The sequence below is a fragment of the Streptococcus sp. HMSC077D04 genome (assembly GCF_001808785.1).
Lineage (GTDB): Bacteria > Bacillota > Bacilli > Lactobacillales > Streptococcaceae > Streptococcus > Streptococcus mitis_BX.
This window is the reverse complement of the sequence record NZ_KV794547.1, coordinates 38,433-61,880: the sequence shown is the minus strand read 5'-3', so window position 1 is coordinate 61,880 and position 23,448 is coordinate 38,433. Positions and strand designations below refer to the sequence as shown.

The following is a 23,448-nucleotide window of genomic DNA, read 5'->3' as shown; positions in this document are numbered from 1 at the left end:
TAGCGTGATGATTGTAATTCTTTTGTCATTTTTCCTCCAGAAAATAAAAAAACGGAAAGATTGTGAAATTCCTTTCCGTAACATAATAAATATTTGAACACCAAACTCAACACCAAAAAAATGTTTTTATTGATAATTATTGCTCAATCAAGCACTTATAACAATGTAAAAAATAAAAATCTGTACTCACAAAAACCCTTGAAATTCAAGGGTTTTAAGCATTTATTCTACTTCACAATGTTTTATTATTTTAATTCTTCTAGACCAACCATTGAATAGTGGCCATAATATATCTCCTTCAGATTGAAAAAACTGTAAAAACGTTTTCTTTCTTATCCTCTATTCTATCATAAATTATTCTTTTTTGCACAAGCTTTTATTTGTAATAGCTACTTTATAAAGGAAGACTGATTTCAACCCCACTTGATTTGTATATTAACCTTATATAAAATTCTATATCTTATATATTTAGTTTTAGATGAGTATTCGAGATAAAAATGGGACTATACAATTTGTCAAAATTCCTTCTATCCAGCTTTCTTGTGCTGAGGAGAGATGCTCTGTTTGAAGGCTTTCTTTTAGAAAATCTCGAACTTGTTCTGGTGCGATTTCAAACTCAAAGGCTTTCATTTTATAGAAAAAGTCGAGCAGATGGTCTGACAGATATTCAGTTGAAAATGGCACTTCTCCACTTTTTCGATATTCTAATAAGAGCCTAGAAAATCGAGCTTTTTCTTCAGGAAGCTCACGAAAATAGGAATTGAGGAGCCAGGTCTGCTTCTGCTTTCTTTCAATTGGATCCTGAATAGCAATTCGTTGGTCTTTTTTCAACTCTTTTTGGTATTGTTTGGCCTTGACAGCCCGTTCTGTACGATTTTTACCAAAAAGTATTTTCTCCCACTTGCGTTCTTCTTGGGTTAAGGTTTCTGTAAAGCCAAAGTAGTCTTGATAGGCACGCTCTGCTGGTCCCATGGCTAGTACCAGATTGTCTGCATATTGTTTGGCGATTCTATCTCTTTTCTTGCGCTCTTTCTCTGCCTGGATACGGAGTTCCTGTTCGTAGTCAATTTTTTCCTTTCCTAGCTTGACAAGGTAGAGGTGGTCATCTGATTTGCCAAGTAAAAAGGGTTTGATACACTTTTCAAGGACTTCTTCCATCCGAGCCTTCTTCTTGGGCTCTGCCTTGGTCCAACTTCCTCCTTGAAAGACTTCTAGGAAGAGCTGGTAGTCTTTCTCAGGTGAGAACTGATTGCCACGATTGGGTTTAAAAACACCTTTTTCCCAGAGCCATTTTAGAAGACGCTCGTCAAAGTCACTCTTATTGACTTTGATTTTTTCCTTTTTCTGGGCTTTTCTGGTTAGATTTTCAACCTTTCTGAGCAGTTTTTCTTCCTCTTCCAGTTGCTGGTCAAGGGTCAATCGATGAAAGTGTCTGACGCAGTCGCTACCAATCGGAAAGAGGCGTTGACCTGTGACACCGTTAAAGAGTTCGTAGGCGTATTTGATAGCATTTCCACAGACACAATTGCTACGGCCAATACCATTAAAAATCAAGGAAACTTCATTCCATTCCTTGGTAGCTTGTTCCCAAGTATCAGCTTTTGAAGCCTGTAAAACCGCATCGTGCAGGGATTTTCTAACTGGAAGTGTCATGAGGTCTCCTTTCTAGATTATACTTTTACAACCTGAACCTCGTCTTTACCGAGTAAAATCAAGTATTTCTCAATATTTTCAATCGAATAGGCTCGAGATAAAGCCTCTCCATAAAGGGCTAACTGACCACGATAGCGATCAATGAGTTGACTTGGATCATCATAGCGGTCGGTCTTGTAGTCGAACAGAACGATTCTATCCTTATAAAGTAGATAGCCGTCCAAGATACCACGCACAACGAAGTCTTCCTGACTCTTTTGGTCTTTTTTGAGCATAGAAAAGGGTTGCTCGCGGTAGAGATAGTCGGTATTGGCGAGAATTTCCTGACCGAGTGCTGTGTCAAAGAATGCAAGAATTTTCGAAAGATTAATCTTGTCTCTGACAGCTGGGCTGGTTTGAACTTGTTTGAGAGTTTCTGTCAGGCTAGCAAGCGTTGGTCTCTGACTGAGGTCAATTCTCTGCATCAGTTCGTGGGTAGCACTCCCAATCTCAGCTCCTGTTACTTTTTCTTTGGTTGAAAAATCTGGCAAATCAAAGTTGATTTTCTTGTCTACTGACTTGCCTTGACCTGCAATCTCGACACCATCCATATCCATAACTGGTTCGTAGAATTTCTTGATTTGACTTGGGGTTTGAACACTAGGAAGTTCAATGGCTGCGCGGTGAAGAGTATTATAGACTTCAACCTCTTTCAGCATTTCAAGGGCTTCTTTGATGGTTTCTGACTGACGATTGTCTACTTGGGAGCTATCTTGGAGAGGACTTTTGTTTTCCAACTGACCGATAGCTTCTGTAGTCAGCTGATCTTCACCAACAAAACGATAGCTAAAGTTGAGATGATCCTTGGCAAATACTTTACTGATAGCCCAAATCCAATCTTGGAAATTCTTGGCTTGAAGTCTAGTGTTGCTGTTTAGTTTTCCATTTTTAGCTGCTGGGTATTCCTTGGCTTCCAGCTTTTCACGAGAACCCTTACCGATAAGATAAAGCTTTTTCTCAGCCCGTGTCATAGCAACATACAGTAGACGCATTTGCTCTGAATAGCTTGCCAGCTGTAATTCTTCTTCGTTCTGTCTATAGGTCAGACTAGGAATGGAGAGTTTGATGGTTTTAGGATAGTAGTCTTCTACTGCTCCTGTCTCTATTTTGGCAATATATTTGACACCAATACCATTCTGACGACTGAGAATGACTTCTGACATGCTGTCTTGCTTGTTAAAGTCTTGATCCATATTGAGGATAAAGACGTAAGGAAACTCCAGCCCTTTACTCTTGTGGATGGTCATGAGCTCTACTGCATCTTTTGGCGGTGCGACAGCCACGCTTGCCAAATCGTGCTGGGCTTCTAAAACTTGGTTAATCATACCAATAAAACGAGACAAGCCCTTGAAATTGCTCTTTTCAAATTGATCTGCTCTCAAAGCTAGTGCGTAGAGATTGGCCTGTCTAGCAGGACCATTTGGCAAAGCACCCACATAATCATAATAAAAACGGTCGTTGTAAATCTTCCAAATCAAGTCATAGAGGGAGTGGGTTTTGGCATACAAGCGCCAAGAATCCAAGATATCCATGAATTGATTTAGCTTATCAGCTAGTGTTGAGTGAATTAACTCTTTCTGGCTTGTCACCATTTTTTGTGAATTGACCAGTTTTTCATAGAGATTTTCTTGGACTTTATTCTCTGCTTTCTGAAGGGACAAACGTGCTAACTCGTCCTCGTCAAAGCCAAACATTGGAGACTTCAAAAGGGCAACCAAGGCATAGTCTTGAAGAGGATTGTGAATGACACGAAGGGTGTCTAGCATGACTTGCACTTCTAGAGATTGTAGGTAATTGTTCTGCTCTCCGTCAGTTTTGACAGGAATTCCGTACTCAGACAGGGCGAGGAGAATCTGATCATTACGACTGCGGCTGGAGGTCAGAAGGGCGATTTCTTTAAAGGCAACACCTTGTTCCTGATGAAGTTTAAGGATTTCCTTGATAACTAAGCGCATTTCCCCTGTTAATTTCGTTTCTGCTTGGCTCTCTTCTTCCTCACCTGTGTCATCCTTATCGTAGAGGAGCAATTCTGCCTTGTTGTCTGGATTGGGAGTCAGTTTGGTATTGGCAAAAACAAGCTGGTGCATGTTATCATAGTTGATTTCGCCGACCTCTTGGTCCATGAGACGTTCAAAGACATCATTGGTTGCTGACAGCACTTCTGAACTGCTACGGAAATTTTCTTTGAGGAGAATGAGCTTGCCTTCTTGGGGATTTTGCGCATAGCGTTGGAACTTCTCATTGAAAATCTGCGGGTCTGCCTGACGGAAACGATAGATAGACTGCTTGATATCTCCTACCATAAAGCGATTGTGACCATTAGAAAGTAATTCTAGCATCCGTTCTTGAATATGGTTGGTATCCTGATACTCATCAACCATGACTTCATGGAAGCGCTCCTGATAAGCCTCACGGACTTGCGGGAATTTCTCTAAAATCTCAATGGTGTAATGGCTGATATCAGCGAACTCAAAGGCATTTTCCTGACGCTTACGTTCACGATAAGCTTTCACAAAATCACTCATAAAAGATTGGAAGGTTTTAGCTAGTTCCCATGTATCTCCATGATAACGTTCTTGATAGTCGAGAATCGTTATCTGGTCTGACAGTTGTCCTAGTTTAGCAAACTGGGTCTTTCTCTCTTCGTTATAGGCATCAGCCAGTGGCTTCAAATCAGCCTTACGACTGGCATTAGTCAGAGCTCGGCCGTTTTTCTCTTTCGAAATTGCGACAACACGCGCAAGTACTGCCTGATAAGCCTGACTATCGGACTCCTGATTTAAGGATGCAATTTCATCCAAAACCAACTGAACATTTTCTAAATAGGGAGCCTTTGCAAACTCCTTGGCATCATTATCCAAATGGTAACGGAAAAAGCTTTCCAAATCCCAAAGGGCTTGTTTGATTTGTTCAGTTAGTTTTTCTTTTTCACTGGTAAAATCAGCTTTCTCAAAGCCTTTGAGGAAAGATTCACTTAACCATTTCTGAGGATTGCTGGTGGATTGGAGAAAGTCATAGATTTTATAGACTTGCTGGCGCAGCCCCCGTTCATCCTTGCCACGCCCTGCAAAATTTTTCAGCAAATGACTAAAGGTCTCTTTCTGTTTGCCTTGGTAATAGGCTTCAAATACCTCATGAAAGACTTCGTTTTTTAGAAGAAGTTGCTCGCTTTGGTTTTGTAAAATACGGAAATTTGGCGCAATATCAAGCAGATAACCATGTTTGCCAAGGAATTTTTGTGTAAAAGAGTCCATGGTTCCGATGGATGCGTTGGGTAGGTCTGCCAACTGGCGACCCAAGTGTTGTTTGAGGTCAACATCGCTACTTTCTTGGATTTGTTGGCTGATTTTTTTCTCCAAACGTTCTTTAAGCTCTGTGGCAGCTTTGACGGTAAAGGTTGAGATAAAGAGTTGAGAAATTTCGACACCACGCGCCAATTGATCTAGAATGCGCTCTGCCATGACAAAGGTTTTACCAGAACCAGCCGACGCTGAGACAAGGATATTTTGACCAGAAGTGTAGATGGCTTCGATTTGTTCGGCAGTTTTCTTTTGTTCCTTGCTCGAATGCGCTTCTGCTTCTTGCAGTTTTTGAATCTCCTCCTCAGTTAAAAAGGGAATGGGCTTCATCGATTCAACTCCTCTCTTATTTTTTCAAACCAAGCTTGCTTGAGTTTTTCTCCGACCAGACGCTTGCCATCTGTTAAGTCCAACTTTTCTAGAAAACGGGCTTGGTCCAAGTGGTAATTGGCTTCAAATCCTGTGATGGATTGATGTTGCTGAACATACGGTGCAATACTTCTGCCATTTTCAGTATAAGGGTTAATGGCGAACTGACCTTCTAAGATTTTCTCCGCTGCCGTCTTGTAAAGATGAGCATTGTAGTCCAGTAGGAGCTGGAATTCCTCATCTGTCAGTTGATTGGCCTTGTTTTTGTTATAAAATTCGCCCAAATGACTGCTTTCTTTTTCTAAAAAGAGGCCTTGGTATTTCATAGTCTTGCTGGCTTCTGCTACTGCTCCAGCCAGACTTTTAACGGCCATCAGAGATTGGACAGGTTCAGACATTTCCAAATACATGGCACCGAAAAAGTTCTGCTCCCCTTCTCTTTTTAGGGCAGCTAGGTAGGTTGGCAACTGAGAATTGAGTCCATTAAAGAAATGAGGAAACTGGAACTGGGTCAGACTCGACTTGTAGTCTACTACTCCTATCGCTCCATCAGCTTTCAAACGGTCAATGCGATCAACCTTGCCTCGTACATGGACGCTGCGACCATTATCCAATTGAATAAAGGCCTGCTCCTTGCCACCGAAATTCGCTTCTTCTTTGATGGTTTCAATGGCTGGATTATGGCGGAGAATGTGGCCAGTTGTCCGTGCGACATCAAGCAGAACTTCCTTGGTAAACTGGGCTTCCAAACTTTCTTGATAAATTGCTTCAAATTCGCGTTCCTGACTGGTTTCTTGAATAGCTTGTTCTAGACGTTGGTCAAAGGAATCTTCGTCAGGCAACTGCAAGGCGCGTTCAAAAATGCGGTGTAAGAAATTCCCATGACTACGAGCATCCGGACGCAGGCGCAATTCTTCCTGCAAACCTAAAACATAACGGAGGAAATAACTGTATTGGTTACGGTAAAACTCCGTCAAACCAGAGGTAGACAGGTAAAATTCCTTGTCAGCTGGATAGAGAGCCTGTAAGGTATCCTTGGTCAACTGCTTACTGCTTGGACTGGTTGGGAGGGCTGGATTTTCCAAACCTTGCTGGTCTAGTTTTTTACCCATGACACGAGCTAGAACCTTAATAAAGGTCAAATCTTGCTCAGTCTCACTCATCTCGCCCTGCTGGTGATAGGCAACCAGACTAGACAAAAGACTGTGATATGACCCCATATCTTCCTTAGACAGCCCTTTGTGATTCATTCTCTTCTCTTTCCGACTAAATCCAAAATGAACCAACTCTTGAAGATAGGCTGACTCCTTACTTTCACTTTCGTTAAACAGACTTGGAGCCGACAAGACCAACTGCTTACGAGCAGAATTGACCAAGGAAAGCATAGTATAGCGATTTTTTTTGAGATTTTCACTGCTGGCAATCAGTAATTGCGCTCCCTCTTCAGTCGCTTGGTTTAAGTTTTGTCTCTCTTCATCTGTCAATAGACTGGTGTTTTGCGCAATTTTTGGCAAATGATCCTGAGTCAGCCCAATGGCATAGACAAAGTCAGCTGTCAGAGGAGCAATCAAATCGTAACTCTGCACCAGAACGGTGTTCACTGTCGCTGGAATGGTACGGTATTGAGATAGGCTCATACCAGAATGAAGCAAGGCTAGGAAGTCCTCCAGACTAACTTGTGAACCAGCAAAAACGGTCGCAAATTGTTCTAAAACATGACAGAATGCCTTCCAAACTTCAGTTTGTCTTTCCTGTTCAAGAGCTTCCATAGTGGCTGTCAAATCTTGCAACTGTTTGGTAACTGCACCTTCTTTTAGAAAGCTATTCCACTTTTGCAAGAGATTTTCAGCCTTCTGTTTTCGACTGGCAAATAGGGTTTCAAGAGGGGATAAAATACGCAGACGAAGAGCATTTAAACGTTCCAAATCAAATTTTCCATGGTGGGATTTGGTGAAGGTTTGCTGAAAGGCTGGTAAGCCATTGATACCAAGATAGCGGATATATTGCTCAAATGCGTCAATATCAGGCTGACTAAGGTCGGTATACAAACTAGTTCTGAGAAGGTTAATCAAATCCTCCTGACGGAAACGATAGCGTTTCAAAGCTAAAATAGACTCGACAAACTGAGTTAAAGGGTGGTGCGCCATGGATTCGCTTCTACCAAGATAGAAAGGAATCTGATACTGGTCAAAAATAGTTTTAAGGGATAACTGGTAAGAAGCCACATCTCCCAATAGAATACGAAAATGCTTGTAGCTCAGGTCTGGATTGGCATGTAATTTCTGACGGATGCTACGGGCTACCAATTCCAACTCCTCCTTTTGCGTCAAGCAAGACCAGATTTGTAAGTTGTCACGGTCCTTCTCATCGACATCCAAGGTGAATTCTGAAAAGTCATAAGAAGACTCCAGCAAACGAGAGGCCTTATCAAAACTATCCATCTTCTCATGAGTTTGAGAATAATCCTGAGCAGGTGTTTGATATTTAGAGGCTAGATGATGGAGAAAGTCCACACTGGCTTGGTAGAGATTACCCTCGCTAAAAGGGCTGGCATAGGCTTTCTTACTAGCATAAGCCCCGATGACAATCTCAACACCTTTGCCATGAAGTAAATCCACAATCCGCTCTTCTTCGGCAGAAAAACGGGTAAATCCATCAATGACCAGGGCGATTTGAGTAAAATCACTACTTACCTTGTCATTCTCAATAGCTTCAATCAAATGGGACAACTGACTTCCCTGGGCCAACTGACCTTGATTGAGATAGGCAGTTACTTTCTCAAAAATCAAGAGTAAATCTGCCCGTTTGTCCTCATCCGTCAAACTCTCTAAGTCTAAAAAACTCATCTGAGCAGTCGTCATTTCGTGATACAGCTCAATCAACTGCTGGATAAACTGAGGATCTTGCTTAATAGCACCATAAACACGCAAGTCCTTGGGGTCAAGTTCCGCAAGGCATTTATAAAAGGCCATCCCAAGACCGATATCATCAAGACTGGTCTTGGCAGGCAGGTCATTCAAGACCAGATAACGAGCCATTTGAGCAAAGCGCGTAACGGTAATCGCAAAAGAAGCCTGCTGGGATAAGCATTCCAGCACGGCGCGTTCCTTTTCAAAAGAAAGAGAGTTGGGAGCGATGTAGAAGACACGCTTACCAGCAGCAACTAGCTCTTCAGCCTCCCTGGTTAGAATTTCTGTCAAAGAAGTCCGAATATCTGTATAAAATAATTTCATCTCTGCCTCGTTAGAATTTTTCATTACCTTTTATTATACCATGATTAGCCCGAAGATTCCTCCTCCTTTACTCCAAAATATGCTATAATAATACCAAAAGATAAAGAAGGAAGTCTTATGATTAAACTACTAGCCTTGGATATGGACGGAACCCTCCTCAATGAAGCCAAGGAAATCCCACAAGCTCATATTACTGCTATTCACCAAGCTATTGAAAAAGGTGTCAAACTTGTTCTCTGTACGGGTCGCCCGCTTTTCGGTGTCCTCCCCTACTACAAAAAACTAGGACTTGACCTCCAGAATGAGTATGTGATTGTTAACAACGGTTGTTCAACTCACCAGACCAGTGACTGGGGATTAGTTGATTGGCAAGAACTCAGCCCAGCTGACATCGAATACCTCTATGACCTAGCTGAAAAAAGTGATGTTCAGTTGACTCTTTTTGATGAGGAGCATTATTTTGTCCTCGGTGGCAAGCCCAATCAAGTCATTGAAAATGATGCTAAACTAGTCTTTTCAGACCTGACTGAAATTTCCCTTGAGGAAGCTACCAGTGGTAAGTACCGTATGTTCCAAGGGATGTTTTTGGGAACAAAAGAACAAACAGATGATTTTGAAGAGCGTTTTTCTGAAGAGCTTTGCCAACGATTTAGTGGAGTTCGTTCGCAGCCTGTCATTTATGAAGCTATGCCACTTGGAACGACAAAGGCTACTGCTCTTTCTCGACTAGCAGATATTTTGAAAATTGAGCCATCAGAGATTATGGCTATGGGCGATGCCAATAACGATATCGAAATGCTCCAGTTTGCAGGACTGGGCATTGCAATGGGAAATGCCAGCGATTATGTCAAATCCCTAGCTGATGACGTTACAGCCAGCAACGAAGAAGCCGGCGTCGCGCGTGCGATTGAGAAATATATTTTATAGTAAAGAAGCCCAGTTCATATCAACTGGGTTTTGATATATAAGAATTCCTAAAACTTTAGAAACTCTTTAGAAATCCTTGAGCTTTCTTTGATTTCTATGCTTTATACTAAAGTTAACAAAATAAATCAAAAGGAGAGAATCATGAAAACAGTACTTGACATTCATGGATTGTCCAAAAACTTTGACAAACAAGCTATCCTTCAGGATCTTCATCTAACGATAAGAGAGGGAGATATTTATGGACTTATCGGGAAGAACGGAGCTGGGAAAACCACATTGATAAAAATCATTACACAACTACTCTTTGCGGATAAAGGAACTGTTTCCCTCTTCTCTAGCCATTCGGAAAATGAATGGACCAAGGCTCTATCTCGAGTAGGTTCTGTTATCGAATCACCTGTAGCTCATAATCACTTAACAGCCTATCAAAATCTGAAATATTACTGTATGATTCGCCATATTCCAAATGCTGATCAAGTCATTCGAGAAACGCTGGACTATGTAGGTTTGCCAGATACAGGTAAGAAAGTCTTTCGTGATTTCTCGCTAGGAATGAAGCAAAGACTTGGTATCGCCATTGCCCTTCTCTCCAAACCAGACTTCCTAATCTTAGATGAACCTATCAATGGACTTGACCCAATTGGTATCAAAGAATTTCGTCTGATGATTCAACGCCTCAATCAAGAAAAAGGAATCACCATTCTCATCTCTAGCCATATCTTGTCAGAACTTTACCTCGTAGCTAATCGCTTTGGTATTTTAGATCAAGGAAAGATTATCCGTGAAATCAGCAAAGCTGAATTTGAAACACTAAGTGAGGATTATATTGTACTTAAGACAGCTGACCAAGAGAAAGCTTGCCAAGTATTGAAAGAACAAATCCAGCTCCAGTTCAAGGTTGTCAATCCTGAGAATGAAATCCACATCTTTGGTCAGGAACAAGATGTCAAACAGATTCTTAAGGAATTAACCTTGGCAGATGTCGCTATTGACGAGATTTACTACGCCCGTCAAAACCTAGAAGAATACTTCACTCAATTGGTCGAATAGGAGGAAAATCATGATACATACCATTCAAGCAGACTTTTACCGTCTTTTCCGTTCCAAAGGTTTTTGGATTACAGAGTTCATTCTCTTTTCTCTCATGCTAATGGGCGCAAGTATTGGAGCTACTGGCCATCTGATGGCAATCCAGACAGAAGAGCCAGAAATTCCAACACATGGTTGGGACGGTGTACAAGCCCTGATTAACGCATCTAGTCAAGGTTCAAACCTCGTTTTTCTCTGTATCGTCCTAGCCTGCCTCGTTCTTGGAGTTGATTTAATTGGCAAACTCTATAAAAATAATTTAACAGTGGGTGTCTCTCGTACCGAGTTTTTTCTAGCCAAAGCCTTTGTATTAGCTTGTATTGCACTTTTACAAGTCATCATCTGTCTTGTGATTGCCTTTATTCCAGCAACTATCTTAAATGGATTTGGAACTATGCCTGATGGCTTTATTGGAAATCTACTGATAACCATTTTCCTTCAATTTCTTTGCCTCCTTGCTTGGCTTTCCATTGTTTCCTTCATCCTCTATGTTAGTCATTCTTATATTGCGGTATTTATTGGTTATTTGGTCAGCTCTATCTTACTTTCTATGCCAATGCTCATCTTCCCAAGTATCAAAATTTTGCCATATTTATCATTGCAGTTTTTCTATGCTATGACTGCTAATAGTGAGTCAATTCTCTACACACTTATAGTTACCTTAGCTGTTATTGTAATCTTTAATCTAAGTGGACTGGCAGTTTTCAAAAAGAAAAGTCTATAAAAAATGACCTCCTCTAGCCTACAGAGGAGGTTTATTTCGTTAAAAGTAAATGAAAACCGACAACCATTGTCCATCTGTGCTTAGTTTCATCTCTGCACCGAGAAGATGACATAATTCCTCAGTGATATAAAGGCCTAAACCAGAGGATTCTTCCGTGTCTGATAGATTTTCAGAATAAAAACGGTTGCTGAGATTTTCTATTCTTTTGATGGGCTGTTTAACAAGGTTTGCAATCTCTAAGACAAGCTGTTCCTTTTCCTTTCTCAAAGCTAGACGCGCTTCTTCCTTGCCATGTTTGAGGACATTTCCAAGCAGATTTTGTAAAATTCGATCCAGCAAGTCTTCATCAATTCTCATTTTTAAATCATCTTCAACCTTAAAATCAAGCGTGATATTTGCCGCCTGAAAAACATCATAATAAGCCAGAGTTTTTTTGGTGATAAAAGCGGAAAGATCCACTTCTTCCAGTTTCGGTTTGACAGCTCCTTCCATCAAACGACGGTATTCTAGGAGAGCCTCCAAACGTTTGGAAACTAAATCAAGATGCTGGGCTATTTTTTGTAAGGTTTCTGCTTTGTCTTCAGGAGACTTTATCAATTGTTGGGTGTAGCCTGAAGCGATAGTCAGAGGCGTCCGAATATCATGGGCGATATTGCTGATGGCCATATCCAGAGTCTGTTTTTCCCTTTTCATAACCAATCGAGATTGTTCCACTTCCTGAAATAGATTCTCAATCTGCTGGTAGAGATGTAAAAAATGTTTGGAAAAAATGCTGACTCCGACTCTTTTCATACTACCCGTGAGAATCTTATCTTCAATCTGTTGACTCAAGTTTTTAAGTGCTAGATGGTAGCGAATCAATGCAATCGATAAAATAATTAGGAGTACCAATAGGATAAAGATTATCATGTAGGTCATTGCTTATCTCCTTTTAATCTTACCCCAACTCCCCAAATGGTTTCAATATATTCTTGATTTGGATCAAGCTGGTTTAATTTTTTTCGAAGATTACTCAAATGCGTATTGAGAGTATTATCTCCAGGTAGGTAGCTATCCTCCCAGACCAATTCATAAAGTTCTTCTTTGGTAAAAATTTTCTTAGGATGTTTAAGGAGAGTTTGGAGAATCAAGCATTCTTTCTTAGCAAGACGAATCGTTTCCTGACTATTTTTGATTTCAAAACTTTCGGCATCAAACTGGATATTTTTCAAGTTTTGTGGCAGATTTTCAGTTTTTACAATTTCTGCAGGCTGTTTTTCTGCACTTTGACGTAACTGAACAGTAACTCTTGCAAAGACTTCATTCAAATCAAAAGGTTTCACTATATAATCATTGGCACCGTCTAAGAGGTATTGACTGATTAACTTCTTATCGCTCAAAGCTGTTAGCATAATGACTGGAATTTGACTTTGTTCCCTGATGGCTTTTAAAACCTGATCCCCATTTTTCCCAGGAAGCATGATATCTAGCAAAACGAGGTCAATCCCACCTTGGTCAAAAAGCATGATTCCTTCTGTACCAGAAAAGGCTTGAATCACCTCATGCTCCTCAGTAAGAAGTGTTCGCAAAATCTCTTGAATGTCACTATTGTCTTCAATAACCAATATCCTAGCCATAAATACCAACCTTTCTGCAACTATTATAGCATGTTTTATTGATAAAGCTTAAACAGAAAAGCTCCTCGCATCAAAGCGCGAGAAAGCCTTAGAGGGTTAAAATATAAAATCCGCTTACTAGACAACATAGTATCCTTATAGTCGAAAATAAGAAGTTAATCTAGCAGAATGAATCTCTCATTTCTCTCCTACTAGTCCGTAATACGTTGATACATTTCGGGTCTTCTATCTCGAAACAAGCCCCAGTTTAGGCGTTCGCTTGCTCCCTTGTCTAGGTCATAAGTAGCTAACAGAACAGCTTCAGCTTGTCTTTCAGCTTGCTCTAGAATAGCTCCTGTTTCATCCGTCATAAAGGATGAACCGTAGAAGTCAAGACTGGAACTCTGTCCACCATTTTCCTCACTAGGAGTGACTTCCTCTAATCCATAACGATTGGCTGCAATAACTGGAACAATATTTGCTGCTGCATGCCCTTGCATGGTACGTTGCCAGTGACCACAACTATCTGTATCCAAAATCGGCTCTGAACCGATGGCTGTAGGATAAAAGAGCAATTCTGCCCCATTCAGAGCAAGACAGCGGGCTGTTTCAGGGAACCATTGATCCCAACAGATGCCAATCCCAATCTTAGCATAGCGAGTATCCCAGACCTTGAAACCTGTATTTCCAGGAGTAAAGTAAAATTTCTCTTGATAGTAATGGTCGTCTGGTATGTGGGTCTTTCGGTAAACGCCCAGCACTTCCCCATCTGCATCAATAACAGCAATAGAGTTATACAAGACATTGCCATCTTTTTCATAGAAACTAATCGGTAGAACAACCTGTAGTTCCTTAGCAATCACCTTAAAATGCTGAATAGCTGTATTTTCTGTCACCGACTGAGCATACTGGTAGTAGTCATACTGACGTTCCTGACAGAAATAAGGACGTTCAAATAACTCTGGTAAGAGAATGATTTGTGCGCCTTGCTCTGCAGCCTGACGTACTAAACGCTCTGCGGTTTGGATATTTGTTGCCACATCCTTAGCGCATTGCATCTGAATGGCTGCAACTTTTACATTTCTCATCTTTTTCTCCTATTCTGGGATTTGTTGGGTGATACAGTGGATATTGCCACCACCTAAGAGAATATCTCTGGCTGGTATTCCGACAACTTTACGGTCTGGGAAACACTTACTGAGGATATCTAAGGCTACTTGATCGTTTTTATCTTGAAACTGGGGAACCAAGACTGCCTTGTTAGCAATATAGAAATTGACATAGGAAGCAGCAAGCCTTTCACCTGCGTATCGCTCTTCTTCACCTTCTTCGTAGGAATAACCAGGAAGATCTTCTTCTGTCACAACTTGTCGAACTGCAGGGATAGGCAATTTATGAATGGTGAAGTGTCGACCTTTTGCATCTGTTTCCTTTTCTAAAAGCGCTAAATCAGCTGCTGACATGGCATATTGAGGATCGCTTTTGTCATCTGTCCAAGCTAAAACAAGCTCAGCAGGACCAACAAAGGTAGCAACATTGTCAACGTGTTCATTGGTTTCGTCCTGATAAATACCATAAGGAAGCCAAATAACTTTTTCAGCACCAAGGCACTCTAATAAGGTATTTTCAATTTCATCCTTACTAAGATGAGGATTGCGACCAGGACTAAGCAAGCAACTTTCAGTTACGAGAATGGTTCCTTGACCATCACTATGAATGGCTCCACCTTCCAGTACAAAAGGTTTGGCATCATAAACAGGTATCTCTAAAACTTCTGCAAAGCGACTGGCTACTTGGTCATCTGCTTCATAGTCTTGGTAGAGACCGTCAACAGCACCACCCCAGGCATTGAAAGACCAATCTACCGCCAACTTTTCCCTTTTATCATTAAGAAGAATGGTCGGACCTGTATCACGCGCCCAAGCATCATTGGTGGGAATGTCTAAATAAACTACCTTGTCTCCAAGATAAGATTGGGCTTCAGATAGATAGTCTTGCTCCACCAAGAGATAAACGGTTTCCCCTTCTGCTATGGTCTTAATAATCTGGCTAAATGCTGCTTTAGCAGCTTTTCCTTGAAAAGGCCATGAACCTGGTCGAGTCGGCCATATCATGAGGGTACCATGATGTGGTTCGTACTCTGCTGGCATGTGATAGCCTAATTTTTTTGGACTGTCCATCATGATAATCTCCCTTTAAAGTCTTGATAGCCAAAGGCTTTAACTAAGCTGCAGTCACCCTGCTCGTCCATGAGATAGAGACTTGGCAATCCAATACCATTAAAGGTGTTATTTTTAACAAATGAGTAAATGGCCATGTCTTCGAAATAAAGTCTGTCTCCGATTTGGACTGGATTTTCAAAACTATAATCACCAATCACATCACCTGTCAGACAGGTATTGGAAGAAAGTCTATAGGTATGGGCTTTTTCCTGTGCCTCAAAGCCATTTCTCAAAGGTGGACGATAGGGCATCTCAAGTACATCAGGCATATGGCAGGTAGCAGAGGCGTCTAAAACCAAGATTTCCATGCCGTTTTCTACAATATCCAATACTTCAGTTGCTAGATAACCTGCATTGAGCGCAATGGCTTCACCCGGCTCAATATAGACTTCAAGATTGTAAGTTTCTCGGATACGCTTGATTTCAGAAATCAGCAAATCTACATCGTAGTCTTCTCTGGTGATGTGGTGTCCACCACCCATATTGAGCCATTTAACTTGATGCAAATAGGATCCAAACTGCGCTTCTACTGCTTTCAAGGTTGTCTCTAAATCATCTGAACCTTGCTCACAAAGGGTATGAAAATGAAGACCGTCCACTAAATCCAACAAATCACTTGGTATCTTTTCTAGAGTAACTCCAAAACGAGATCCAGGTGCACAAGGGTCATAGAGCGCGTGATCTCCTTGAGTTGAACACTGAGGATTGAGACGTAAACCGACACTAATACCAGTCTCTCGACAACGAGCCCCATGCTTACGCAACTGTCTCTCCGAGTTAAAGACGATATGGTCCGTTATCTCAAGCAATTCCTCCAAGTCCGTATCCTTGAAAGCAGGCGCAAAGACATGGACTTCCCCCGTAAATTCTTCTCTAGCCAGCTTCGCTTCATAGAGTCCACTAGCTGTCGTACCAGATAGGTACTGGCTAATCATGGGATAGGTTTTATAAAGAGAATATGCCTTCTGGGCAAGCAAAACCTTGCAACCTGCTTCTTCTTGAACATATTGTAGGATACGGCAATTGGCTTCTAACTTTGCCAAGTCAATGACGTAAGCTGGTGTTGGTACTTGTTCTAACTTCATCAGTCCACCATTTGTGGATTTTCAACCACAACCCAAGGTAAACCATACTCATTCAAAGCTTCCATGAATGGATCTGGATCCAATTCTTCAAGATTGTAAACTCCAGGTTGTTTCCAAGTACCGTTCATAACCAATTTTGTCCCAATCATAGCTGGAACACCAGTCGTGTAAGAAATGGCTTGTGAACCAACTTCTGCGTAACATTCCTGATGGTCGCAAACATTATAGATGTAAATGGTCTTTTCAACACCATCTTTGACACCTGTAAAGATACAGCCGATATTGGTTTTTCCAACTGTACGTGGGCCAAGGCTGGCAGGATCTGGAAGCAAGGCTTTCAAAAATTGGATTGGTACAATTTCTTGACCGTTAAAGTTAATGGTATCCGTACGAAGGAGACCAACGTTTTCCAAGCATTTCATGTGCGTGAGATAAGATTGACCAAAGGTCATAAAGAAACGAATGCGTTTGACACCTGGAATATTCTTGGCCAATGATTCAATTTCTTCATGGTGAAGGAGATACATATCTTTTTGTCCAACTTGAGAGAAGTCATATTCACGCTTGATAGACATGGCTTCAACTTCGACCCATTTTCCATCTTCCCAGTAAGAACCTGGTGCTGAAACCTCGCGGAGATTGATTTCTGGATTAAAATTCGTCGCAAACGGATAACCGTGGTCACCACCATTACAGTCTAAAATGTCGATATAGTGGATTTCATCAAAATAGTGTTTGAGAGCATAGGCTGAAAAGACACTAGTCACACCTGGGTCAAAACCAGAACCAAGAAGAGCGGTTAAGCCTGCTTCTTTGAATTTTTCCTGATAAGCCCATTGCCATGAGTAGTCAAAGTAGGCTGTAAAACCAAGTTCCTTGCAACGTTTCTCATAGATAGCACGCCACTCAGGATCTTCAGTATCCTCTGCCTCGTAGTTGGCTGTATCGATATAGTGAACTCCAGTCGCTAAACAAGCATCCATGATGGTTAAGTCTTGATATGGTAAAGCTACGTTCAAAACAGCTTCTGGTTTATAGCTTTCAATCAAAGCAATCACTTCTTCAACCTTGTCAGCATCAAGAGCAACTGTCTCAATCTTTGTACTTGTTTTGCCTTCCAGTTTAGCTTTCAAGTCATCACATTTTGACTTGGTACGGCTAGCAATCATAATCTCTGTAAAGGTTTCGCTATCTTGGCAAATCTTTGAAATAGCAACTTGGGCAACGCCCCCACATCCAATAACTAATAAACGACTCATTTTTTTCCTTCCTCTTCTTCTAAAATGTCCTCAACATACTTGGGCAACATAAAGGCCCCTACGTGTAAGTTTGCAGTGTAGTATTCTGTGAAAAGCTGGCGTTTTTTCCAGCCTTCCTTGTCAAAATCTTTGACAGGGTGGTATTTTTTCGATGCAAATCCAAACAACCAATAGCCAGCTGGACTGGTTGGGATATGGGCCTGATAGACCCGACTGATTGGAAAGGCTTGATTGACCTTGCGGTGCATGCTTCGGCAAGCCGACTCATCCTCATCAAAGAAGGGACTCCCATGCTGGTAAATCATGATACCGTCTTCCTTCAGAGCCCGATAACTATTACCGTAAAATTCCTTGGTAAAGAGCCCTTCCGTATGTCCAAATGGATCTGTCGCATCGTTGATGATAATATCATAGTTATCTTCGCAGTTTCGCAAAAAGCGTAGCCCATTTTGGTAGTAAATGGTAACACGAGGATCATCTAGCCCTGCGGCAAAATCTGGGAAATACTCACGACAGACTTCAACCAACATCTCATCTGGTTCCACAATATCGATTTGCTCCAGTTCAGGATAAAGTGTTAATACTTGAGCAACACCACCGTCACCACCCCCAATAACCAAAACTTTCTTGGGATTGGGATGCACAGCCATGGGAACATGAACGGTCATTTCATTGTAGACAAAATCATCAGCATCTGAGAACAAGACGTGCCCATTTAAAATCAAAATCTTTCCAAAAGCTGGCGTATCCAAGACTTCGATATCCTGCCATTCACTTTTACCAGCGTAGAGTTGCTTGGCTGTTCTCAAGGACAATTTGACATCTGGAGTATGAACTTCAGAAAACCATAAATCCATCTAGTTCTCCTTTCTCTTAATGACGTTGATGTGATTGACCTCTGAATCTTCCGTCCCTTGGAGGGAGCAACCACGTTCCTTGGCAAATTGGATATAGTCTACAATTTCACGTGTAATGCGTTCACCAGGAGCTAGGATTGGAATCCCTGGAGGGTAACACATGACAAATTCCCCACAGACCTGTCCAACAGATTCATCCAGGATCAAACTTTTTCTCTCTGCATAGAAGGCTTCTTGTGGAGACAGCACTAACTCGGGCTGGATATATTCTCCAGCTATCAAGTCCTTCCCATCTCGTGAATAGAGTCTCTTGATATCTGCTAAAGCACCAACTAATCGTTCAATGTCTTGGATACGGTCACCAATCGAAATATAGGCCAAGATATTGCCAATATCACCAAACTCAATCTGAATGTCGTATTCGTCTCGTAAGAGGTCATAAACCTCGATACCTGTTAAGCCAATACCCTGAGTATAAACGGACAGCTTGGTCACATCAAAATCGCAAACGGACACTCCGTCTATTAACTCTTTTGAGTAGGCATAGTAGCCACCGATAGCATTGATTTCACGACGAGCATACTCTGATAACTCAATGACCTTCTCAAACGACTCTTTACCACGAAGAGCCAAGTTGCGACGTGAAATATCCAAACTAGCCATCAACAAATAAGAGGCGGATGTTGACTGGGTCAGGTTGATGATCTGACGAACGTACTCAGGATTCATCTGCTCCCCGATTAAAAGAAGCGAACTTTGTGTCAAACTCCCACCAGACTTATGCATGGAGACTGCTGCCATATCAGCACCTGCATCCATAGCAGAAATTGGAAGTTTATCTGTAAAATGCAAATGCGCTCCGTGGGCTTCATCCACTAAAACCATCATGCCAGCTTCATGAGCCATTTCTGTCAACCCCTTTAGGTCTGAACAGATTCCGTAGTAAGTGGGATTGTTAATCAAAATGGCCTTGGCATCTAGATGGTCCTTTATGGCCTGTGCTACTCGGTCATTTTCAAGACCTAAAGCGATACCAATCTTAGGATCTACACTCATCTCGATATAGATGGGAATGGCACCACATAGAACCAGCGCATTGATAGCAGATTTATGGACATTTCTCGGAAGAATAATCTTATCTCCAGCCTTGCAGGTTGACAGAATCATAGTCTGCACCGATGAAGTTGTTCCTCCAATCATGAGAAAGGCATGGCTAGCTCCAAAAGCATCAGCTGCCAGCTCCTCTGCATCACGAATAATCGAAATGGGGTGACCAAGATTATCCAAGGGTTTCATAGAATTGACATCAATGCCAACACATTTTTCACCTAACAGTTCGACAAGTTCTGGATTTCCCCGTCCGCGCTTGTGACCTGGAACATCAAAGGGAACAATCCTTTTCTTGCGTAACTTCACCAAGGCCTCATAAATTGGGGCTTGGTTTTGATCTAACTCTTTCAAGACATACTCCTTTACTGTATTTTTAGCGCTTCAAGAAGACGAAGACGACTAAAGGTTGACTCATGAAAAAAGAGCAGGTTTTCACCTGCTCTGCAATCTTCTGACGTTTTTATGTTTGTTTCTGTTGAGTATGTCTGTTCCCGATGTTTCCAAACTCTCTAGTAGCAAATATTACGTACTTTATTGATCGTTTCACAAGATGACGTGTGCTTTCACCACACTAAAAATTTATGAATTAGGACAAGTGTCCTAACATCAACTTATAAAAGTAGGCTTTTAACCCTATCAATAATGTGGTTTTTCAACCACGCTTCGGCATTCAACCCTGCCTGTCCGTAGGCATTTTTTACTCGGGTTTATATTTGCTAGAAAACATCATCTCATTTTCTAAGCTTTATAACTATATCATGTTTTGAAAAGCTTGTAAAGTACTTTATTTCTAAATTGAAAGTTTTTGTTCGTGATTATATTGGAAGATACTAAAAATAGTTATAAAAAAAATATGAAAACGCATATAAAAAGAACTAGAATTCCTAGTTCTTATAAATGTAACTTAACGAATTTTGTGCTTATTTAATAATAACAGAAAAACGATAGCCATTTAATTGTATAAATTTCACCAAAACGAATAAAGCAGTTCGTTTATTAGCATTGGCAAAAACCTGCTTTTTTTTAAGTAATACAAGTAGCTCAATGAGTATAAGAAAACCACTCATTAATTAGACTAGCGATTTCTTTGGGTGCTTCAGTATAAAGCTCATGGCTAACGTTTTCTAGAAAAATAGTATCAAAATAGTCTGGCAATTCTTTTAGGGCGTCCTCTCTCCATGTAGCTTCATTAGGATAGCGAGGACTAATAAACAAGGTATCTCCCACTTCTCTCTTAAAAGCTTGGATTTTTCTTCGTAGACGGAGTATCGCTTCTATATTTTCATAATTTATAGCCAACTCATATCTATTATACTCTGCATTCCAGTGATAGGACTGTCTTACAGCTTCCTCCATATTTTCTGACCAATGCTTTGCTTCAGATTTTTCTTTAGAAATAAGAAGAGCTAAGTCCGAAACAACTTGAGATTCAATATAGTTTTTTGTTTCCTCTAATTCCACATCTAAAGGTAAAATCTTATCTAAATCTAGATAGCCACCATCCAAAAGAATCAGTTTTGTCACTTCATAAAATTCCGATGCAAGATAACGCGCCAAATCTCCTCCAAGAGAATGACCTATCAGACAGATAGAGTCTCCTTCTACAATCTCATTTTTAAACCATAATTTCAATTCTGTTTCATCTCGAAGATGCTTTTCATATGGACTTAGAAAATAAACCTGCGAATCTAGTTCTTGAAGAAAATCCTTGCTATGATAGATATTGCTTCCCAGACCGCCAATAAAATATTTTTTCATTCTCTACTTAATACTATGCTTATTCATCTTTTGTTCAAAGATAGTCGTGATAATCTGACGTAATTCTTCGCGTTCTTTTTCTGGAATTTCACCACTTGTTTGAGCTGCAGCGTAGAGTTCAGGGTGTTCAATTGAAATGCGTTTAATCGTACGTGTCGTAGCATGTTTTCTGACGAAAAATGGGATTCGCTTAATCAAGTCTTGTGGTACTAGCGCAAGAATCTTTTCAGCAGTTTCCTTGTCACTAATCTTAGACGTCGTAAGCCCCTTCTTAATCATTTCCTGTTCTTTTTCTGTAAAATCTTTTAATTCCATTCGGTCAGTCCTCCTATTTTCTTTAAGTTAAATTATATACCAATTGCAGCAAGACGACAAATAGTCTGCTTGTAAAATCTTCTCTATACTACAATTTTCCTGTCGCTCTTTAATGAAAAATCACAAATCCATTTGGAGAGATCACAAGCTGATTTTCCAATTCTTGGCAATTGCTTGCTAGTGCTACTGCTTCTTTTTGTAAATGATAATCTTCCTTTGATTGGTTGAAAATCGCTTTGAGGATTCGCCCTTCATATTTCCGCTGCAAAGCTACTACATCAGCTTTGATTTCTTGGAGACTATACTTGCCATGATGAATGGTTGCTGACGCATGTTGGCGAATCTGAATCAGTTTCTTCATAAAGTTCAGCATATCATTGTCACTTGATACACGTTCCCAAGGCATACAACGACGGCAATCTGGGTCTGGTCCTCCAGTCAAGGCTAGCTCGGTTCCATAATAGATACACGGTGTTCCCTTTTGTAAAAAGAGAAAGGCTAGGGCTGATTTGACCAGTTGAGCGTCTTCATTGGCCGTCCACAAGATCCGTTCTGTATCATGTGAATCTAGGAGATTAAACATCACTTCTGAGATCTGCTGCTTGTAATACATGGACTGGCCATTGATTTCATCGATGAACAGGTCGGTCTTATTAACACCTCGTAAGAAATAGTCCTTAATGCTATCAGATAAAGGATAATTCATGACAGCATGAAACTCATCTCCATTTAGCCAAGGTTGAGCCGTATGCCAAACTTCTCCAAGTATATAAAGATTAGGTTTTTTAGCTAAAACTGCCTTTCGAAAATCCTTCCAAAACTGATGATCAATCTCATTAGCCACATCCAAACGCCAAGCATCTATATCAAACTCTTCAATCCAATAAGTCGCAACCTTTAAGAGATAGTCCTTGACCTCTGGATTGGCTGTATTTAGCTTGGGCATATAGTCCTCGAAACCGAAAGCGTGATAGGGTAACTCTCTCTTATTGGCTAGCTTTTCAGTCGTCACTGGGAATTGTTGTATATGGAACCAATCTTTATAAGCAGACTGTTCACCATTTTTGACAACATCTTGCCATTGAGGCGATTTCGAACCAATATGATTAAATACAGCATCCAGCATGATTTTCATGCCACGCTGATGTGCTTGCTTCACCAGTTCTCGAAAGGTCTCCTTGTCTCCAAAATGACGGTCAATTTCAAAGTAATCCGTCGTATTGTACTTGTGATTGCTCGTCGATTCAAAGATGGGACAGAGATAAAGACCAGTAATGCCCAAGTCTTGCAAGTAATCCAGATGGTCAATAATCCCTTGTAAATCACCACCAAAGAAATCATCACTTTTAGGTGTGATAGAGGAATCCCAGTCTAATGTCCCTTCTGGGTTTAATCGAGCATTTCCATTAGCAAATCTCTCAGGAAATATCTGATACCATACCGTGTCTGAAACCCAGTCAGGAACCTGGCAGCCATCAATCTCATGAAGATAAGGCAACTTAAAGCCATTTCCAATAGCATGAAGATTTTCTAGAGAATTTTCAACGCAGCCTTTATCGCCATACAAAATGCTCTGGCCTTCTGTATCCGTGAGTTCAAAGAGATACTGGATACGTGCAAAGTCAACAGAAACTTCAACCTGCCAATAGTCAAACAAGGCGTCAGAAGTGAGCTTAGCCATTTCCTTTGTATCTTGATAAAACTCCTCCATAAAGATAAAAGGATCTCCATAATGCAAGTTAATGCTTTCAATGTCCCCTTTCTTAGTTCGAATCCGAATATGAAGTTTCTTATCCTTATAAAGATAGGCATACTCCGACTCAGTCCTATGGTAAATAGCACTTAATTCCATCAATTTGTCTCCTAAAGTTTTAATTCAAATTTTACGCAAATGTTTTCATAATTGTGATTCTA

Annotated in this window: 17 protein-coding genes and 1 pseudogene; 3 read left to right on the top strand and 15 right to left on the bottom strand. The window is 40.8% G+C overall.

Features of this window, described 5'->3' with window-relative positions:
* Positions 1-474: 474 nt before the first annotated feature.
* The 3 genes from HMPREF2701_RS07315 to rexB are packed head-to-tail and all read right to left on the bottom strand — an operon-like array spanning position 475 to position 8,593.
* On the bottom strand, positions 475-1,653 hold the full coding sequence (locus HMPREF2701_RS07315) for a hypothetical protein (protein WP_061589729.1): 1,179 nt from the start codon (positions 1,651-1,653) through the stop codon (positions 475-477).
* Positions 1,654-1,670: 17 nt separating this feature from the next.
* Positions 1,671-5,321 (bottom strand): helicase-exonuclease AddAB subunit AddA, encoded by a 3,651-nt coding sequence (addA, locus tag HMPREF2701_RS07310; protein WP_061589728.1) that lies wholly within the window; start codon positions 5,319-5,321, stop codon positions 1,671-1,673.
* A complete protein-coding gene (gene rexB, locus HMPREF2701_RS07305; protein ID WP_070482910.1) occupies positions 5,318-8,593 on the bottom strand; it encodes an ATP-dependent nuclease subunit B in 3,276 nt (1,091 codons plus the stop codon). Before rexB ends, addA begins: the two co-directional genes overlap by 4 nt.
* Before the next feature lie 117 nt (positions 8,594-8,710).
* On the opposite strand from rexB, the gene HMPREF2701_RS07300 reads away from it, so the two are divergent.
* The 3 genes from HMPREF2701_RS07300 to HMPREF2701_RS07290 all read left to right on the top strand — a co-directional run bounded on the left by HMPREF2701_RS07300 (position 8,711) and on the right by HMPREF2701_RS07290 (position 11,333).
* On the top strand, positions 8,711-9,520 hold the full coding sequence (locus tag HMPREF2701_RS07300) for a Cof-type HAD-IIB family hydrolase (RefSeq protein ID WP_061589727.1): 810 nt from the start codon (positions 8,711-8,713) through the stop codon (positions 9,518-9,520).
* 141 nt (positions 9,521-9,661) lie between these two features.
* Complete coding sequence (locus HMPREF2701_RS07295) at positions 9,662-10,570, top strand: ABC transporter ATP-binding protein (RefSeq protein WP_061589726.1); 909 nt, start codon at positions 9,662-9,664, stop codon at positions 10,568-10,570.
* 10 nt (positions 10,571-10,580) lie between these two features.
* Entirely contained in the window at positions 10,581-11,333 is a 753-nt protein-coding gene (locus HMPREF2701_RS07290; RefSeq protein ID WP_061589725.1) for an ABC transporter permease, read from the top strand.
* Between the two features lie 39 nt (positions 11,334-11,372).
* On the opposite strand, the gene HMPREF2701_RS07285 is transcribed toward HMPREF2701_RS07290, so the two are convergent.
* The 12 genes and pseudogenes from HMPREF2701_RS07285 to HMPREF2701_RS07235 all read right to left on the bottom strand — a co-directional run bounded on the left by HMPREF2701_RS07285 (position 11,373) and on the right by HMPREF2701_RS07235 (position 23,386).
* Entirely contained in the window at positions 11,373-12,251 is an 879-nt protein-coding gene (locus HMPREF2701_RS07285) for a sensor histidine kinase (protein WP_061589724.1), read from the bottom strand.
* Complete coding sequence (locus HMPREF2701_RS07280; protein WP_049493728.1) at positions 12,248-12,949, bottom strand: response regulator transcription factor; 702 nt, start codon at positions 12,947-12,949, stop codon at positions 12,248-12,250. Before HMPREF2701_RS07280 ends, HMPREF2701_RS07285 begins: the two co-directional genes overlap by 4 nt.
* A 191-nt stretch (positions 12,950-13,140) precedes the next feature.
* Entirely contained in the window at positions 13,141-14,016 is an 876-nt protein-coding gene (gene aguB / locus HMPREF2701_RS07275; protein WP_070482605.1) for an N-carbamoylputrescine amidase, read from the bottom strand.
* 9 nt (positions 14,017-14,025) lie between these two features.
* Positions 14,026-15,111 (bottom strand): agmatine deiminase, encoded by a 1,086-nt coding sequence (gene aguA, locus HMPREF2701_RS07270; protein WP_070482603.1) that lies wholly within the window; start codon positions 15,109-15,111, stop codon positions 14,026-14,028.
* The gene (gene nspC / locus HMPREF2701_RS07265) at positions 15,108-16,235 is read right to left on the bottom strand and encodes a carboxynorspermidine decarboxylase (RefSeq protein ID WP_070482601.1); all 1,128 of its coding nucleotides are present in this window, start codon (positions 16,233-16,235) and stop codon (positions 15,108-15,110) included. Before nspC ends, aguA begins: the two co-directional genes overlap by 4 nt.
* Positions 16,235-17,494, bottom strand: coding sequence for a saccharopine dehydrogenase family protein (locus HMPREF2701_RS07260; protein ID WP_070482599.1), 1,260 nt, complete (start codon positions 17,492-17,494; stop codon positions 16,235-16,237). The genes nspC and HMPREF2701_RS07260 overlap by 1 nt, the downstream gene beginning before the upstream one ends.
* Positions 17,491-18,351: a polyamine aminopropyltransferase gene (gene speE, locus HMPREF2701_RS07255; protein WP_061589719.1), complete on the bottom strand. Its 861-nt coding sequence runs from the start codon at positions 18,349-18,351 to the stop codon at positions 17,491-17,493. Before speE ends, HMPREF2701_RS07260 begins: the two co-directional genes overlap by 4 nt.
* Positions 18,352-19,812 carry an aminotransferase class I/II-fold pyridoxal phosphate-dependent enzyme gene (locus HMPREF2701_RS07250; protein ID WP_061589718.1) on the bottom strand — a complete coding sequence of 487 codons (1,461 nt, stop codon included), beginning with the start codon at positions 19,810-19,812 and terminating at the stop codon, positions 18,352-18,354.
* A gap of 572 nt (positions 19,813-20,384) precedes the next feature.
* Positions 20,385-20,501: pseudogene (locus HMPREF2701_RS11095) on the bottom strand (type II toxin-antitoxin system death-on-curing family toxin); the annotation flags it as partial.
* Between the two features lies 1 nt (position 20,502).
* The gene (locus HMPREF2701_RS07245) at positions 20,503-21,219 is read right to left on the bottom strand and encodes an alpha/beta hydrolase (RefSeq protein ID WP_070482597.1); all 717 of its coding nucleotides are present in this window, start codon (positions 21,217-21,219) and stop codon (positions 20,503-20,505) included.
* A gap of 3 nt (positions 21,220-21,222) precedes the next feature.
* Positions 21,223-21,534 (bottom strand): hypothetical protein, encoded by a 312-nt coding sequence (locus tag HMPREF2701_RS07240; RefSeq protein WP_000420556.1) that lies wholly within the window; start codon positions 21,532-21,534, stop codon positions 21,223-21,225.
* Between the two features lie 109 nt (positions 21,535-21,643).
* Positions 21,644-23,386: a glycoside hydrolase family 13 protein gene (locus HMPREF2701_RS07235; protein WP_070482595.1), complete on the bottom strand. Its 1,743-nt coding sequence runs from the start codon at positions 23,384-23,386 to the stop codon at positions 21,644-21,646.
* Positions 23,387-23,448: the final 62 nt, after the last annotated feature.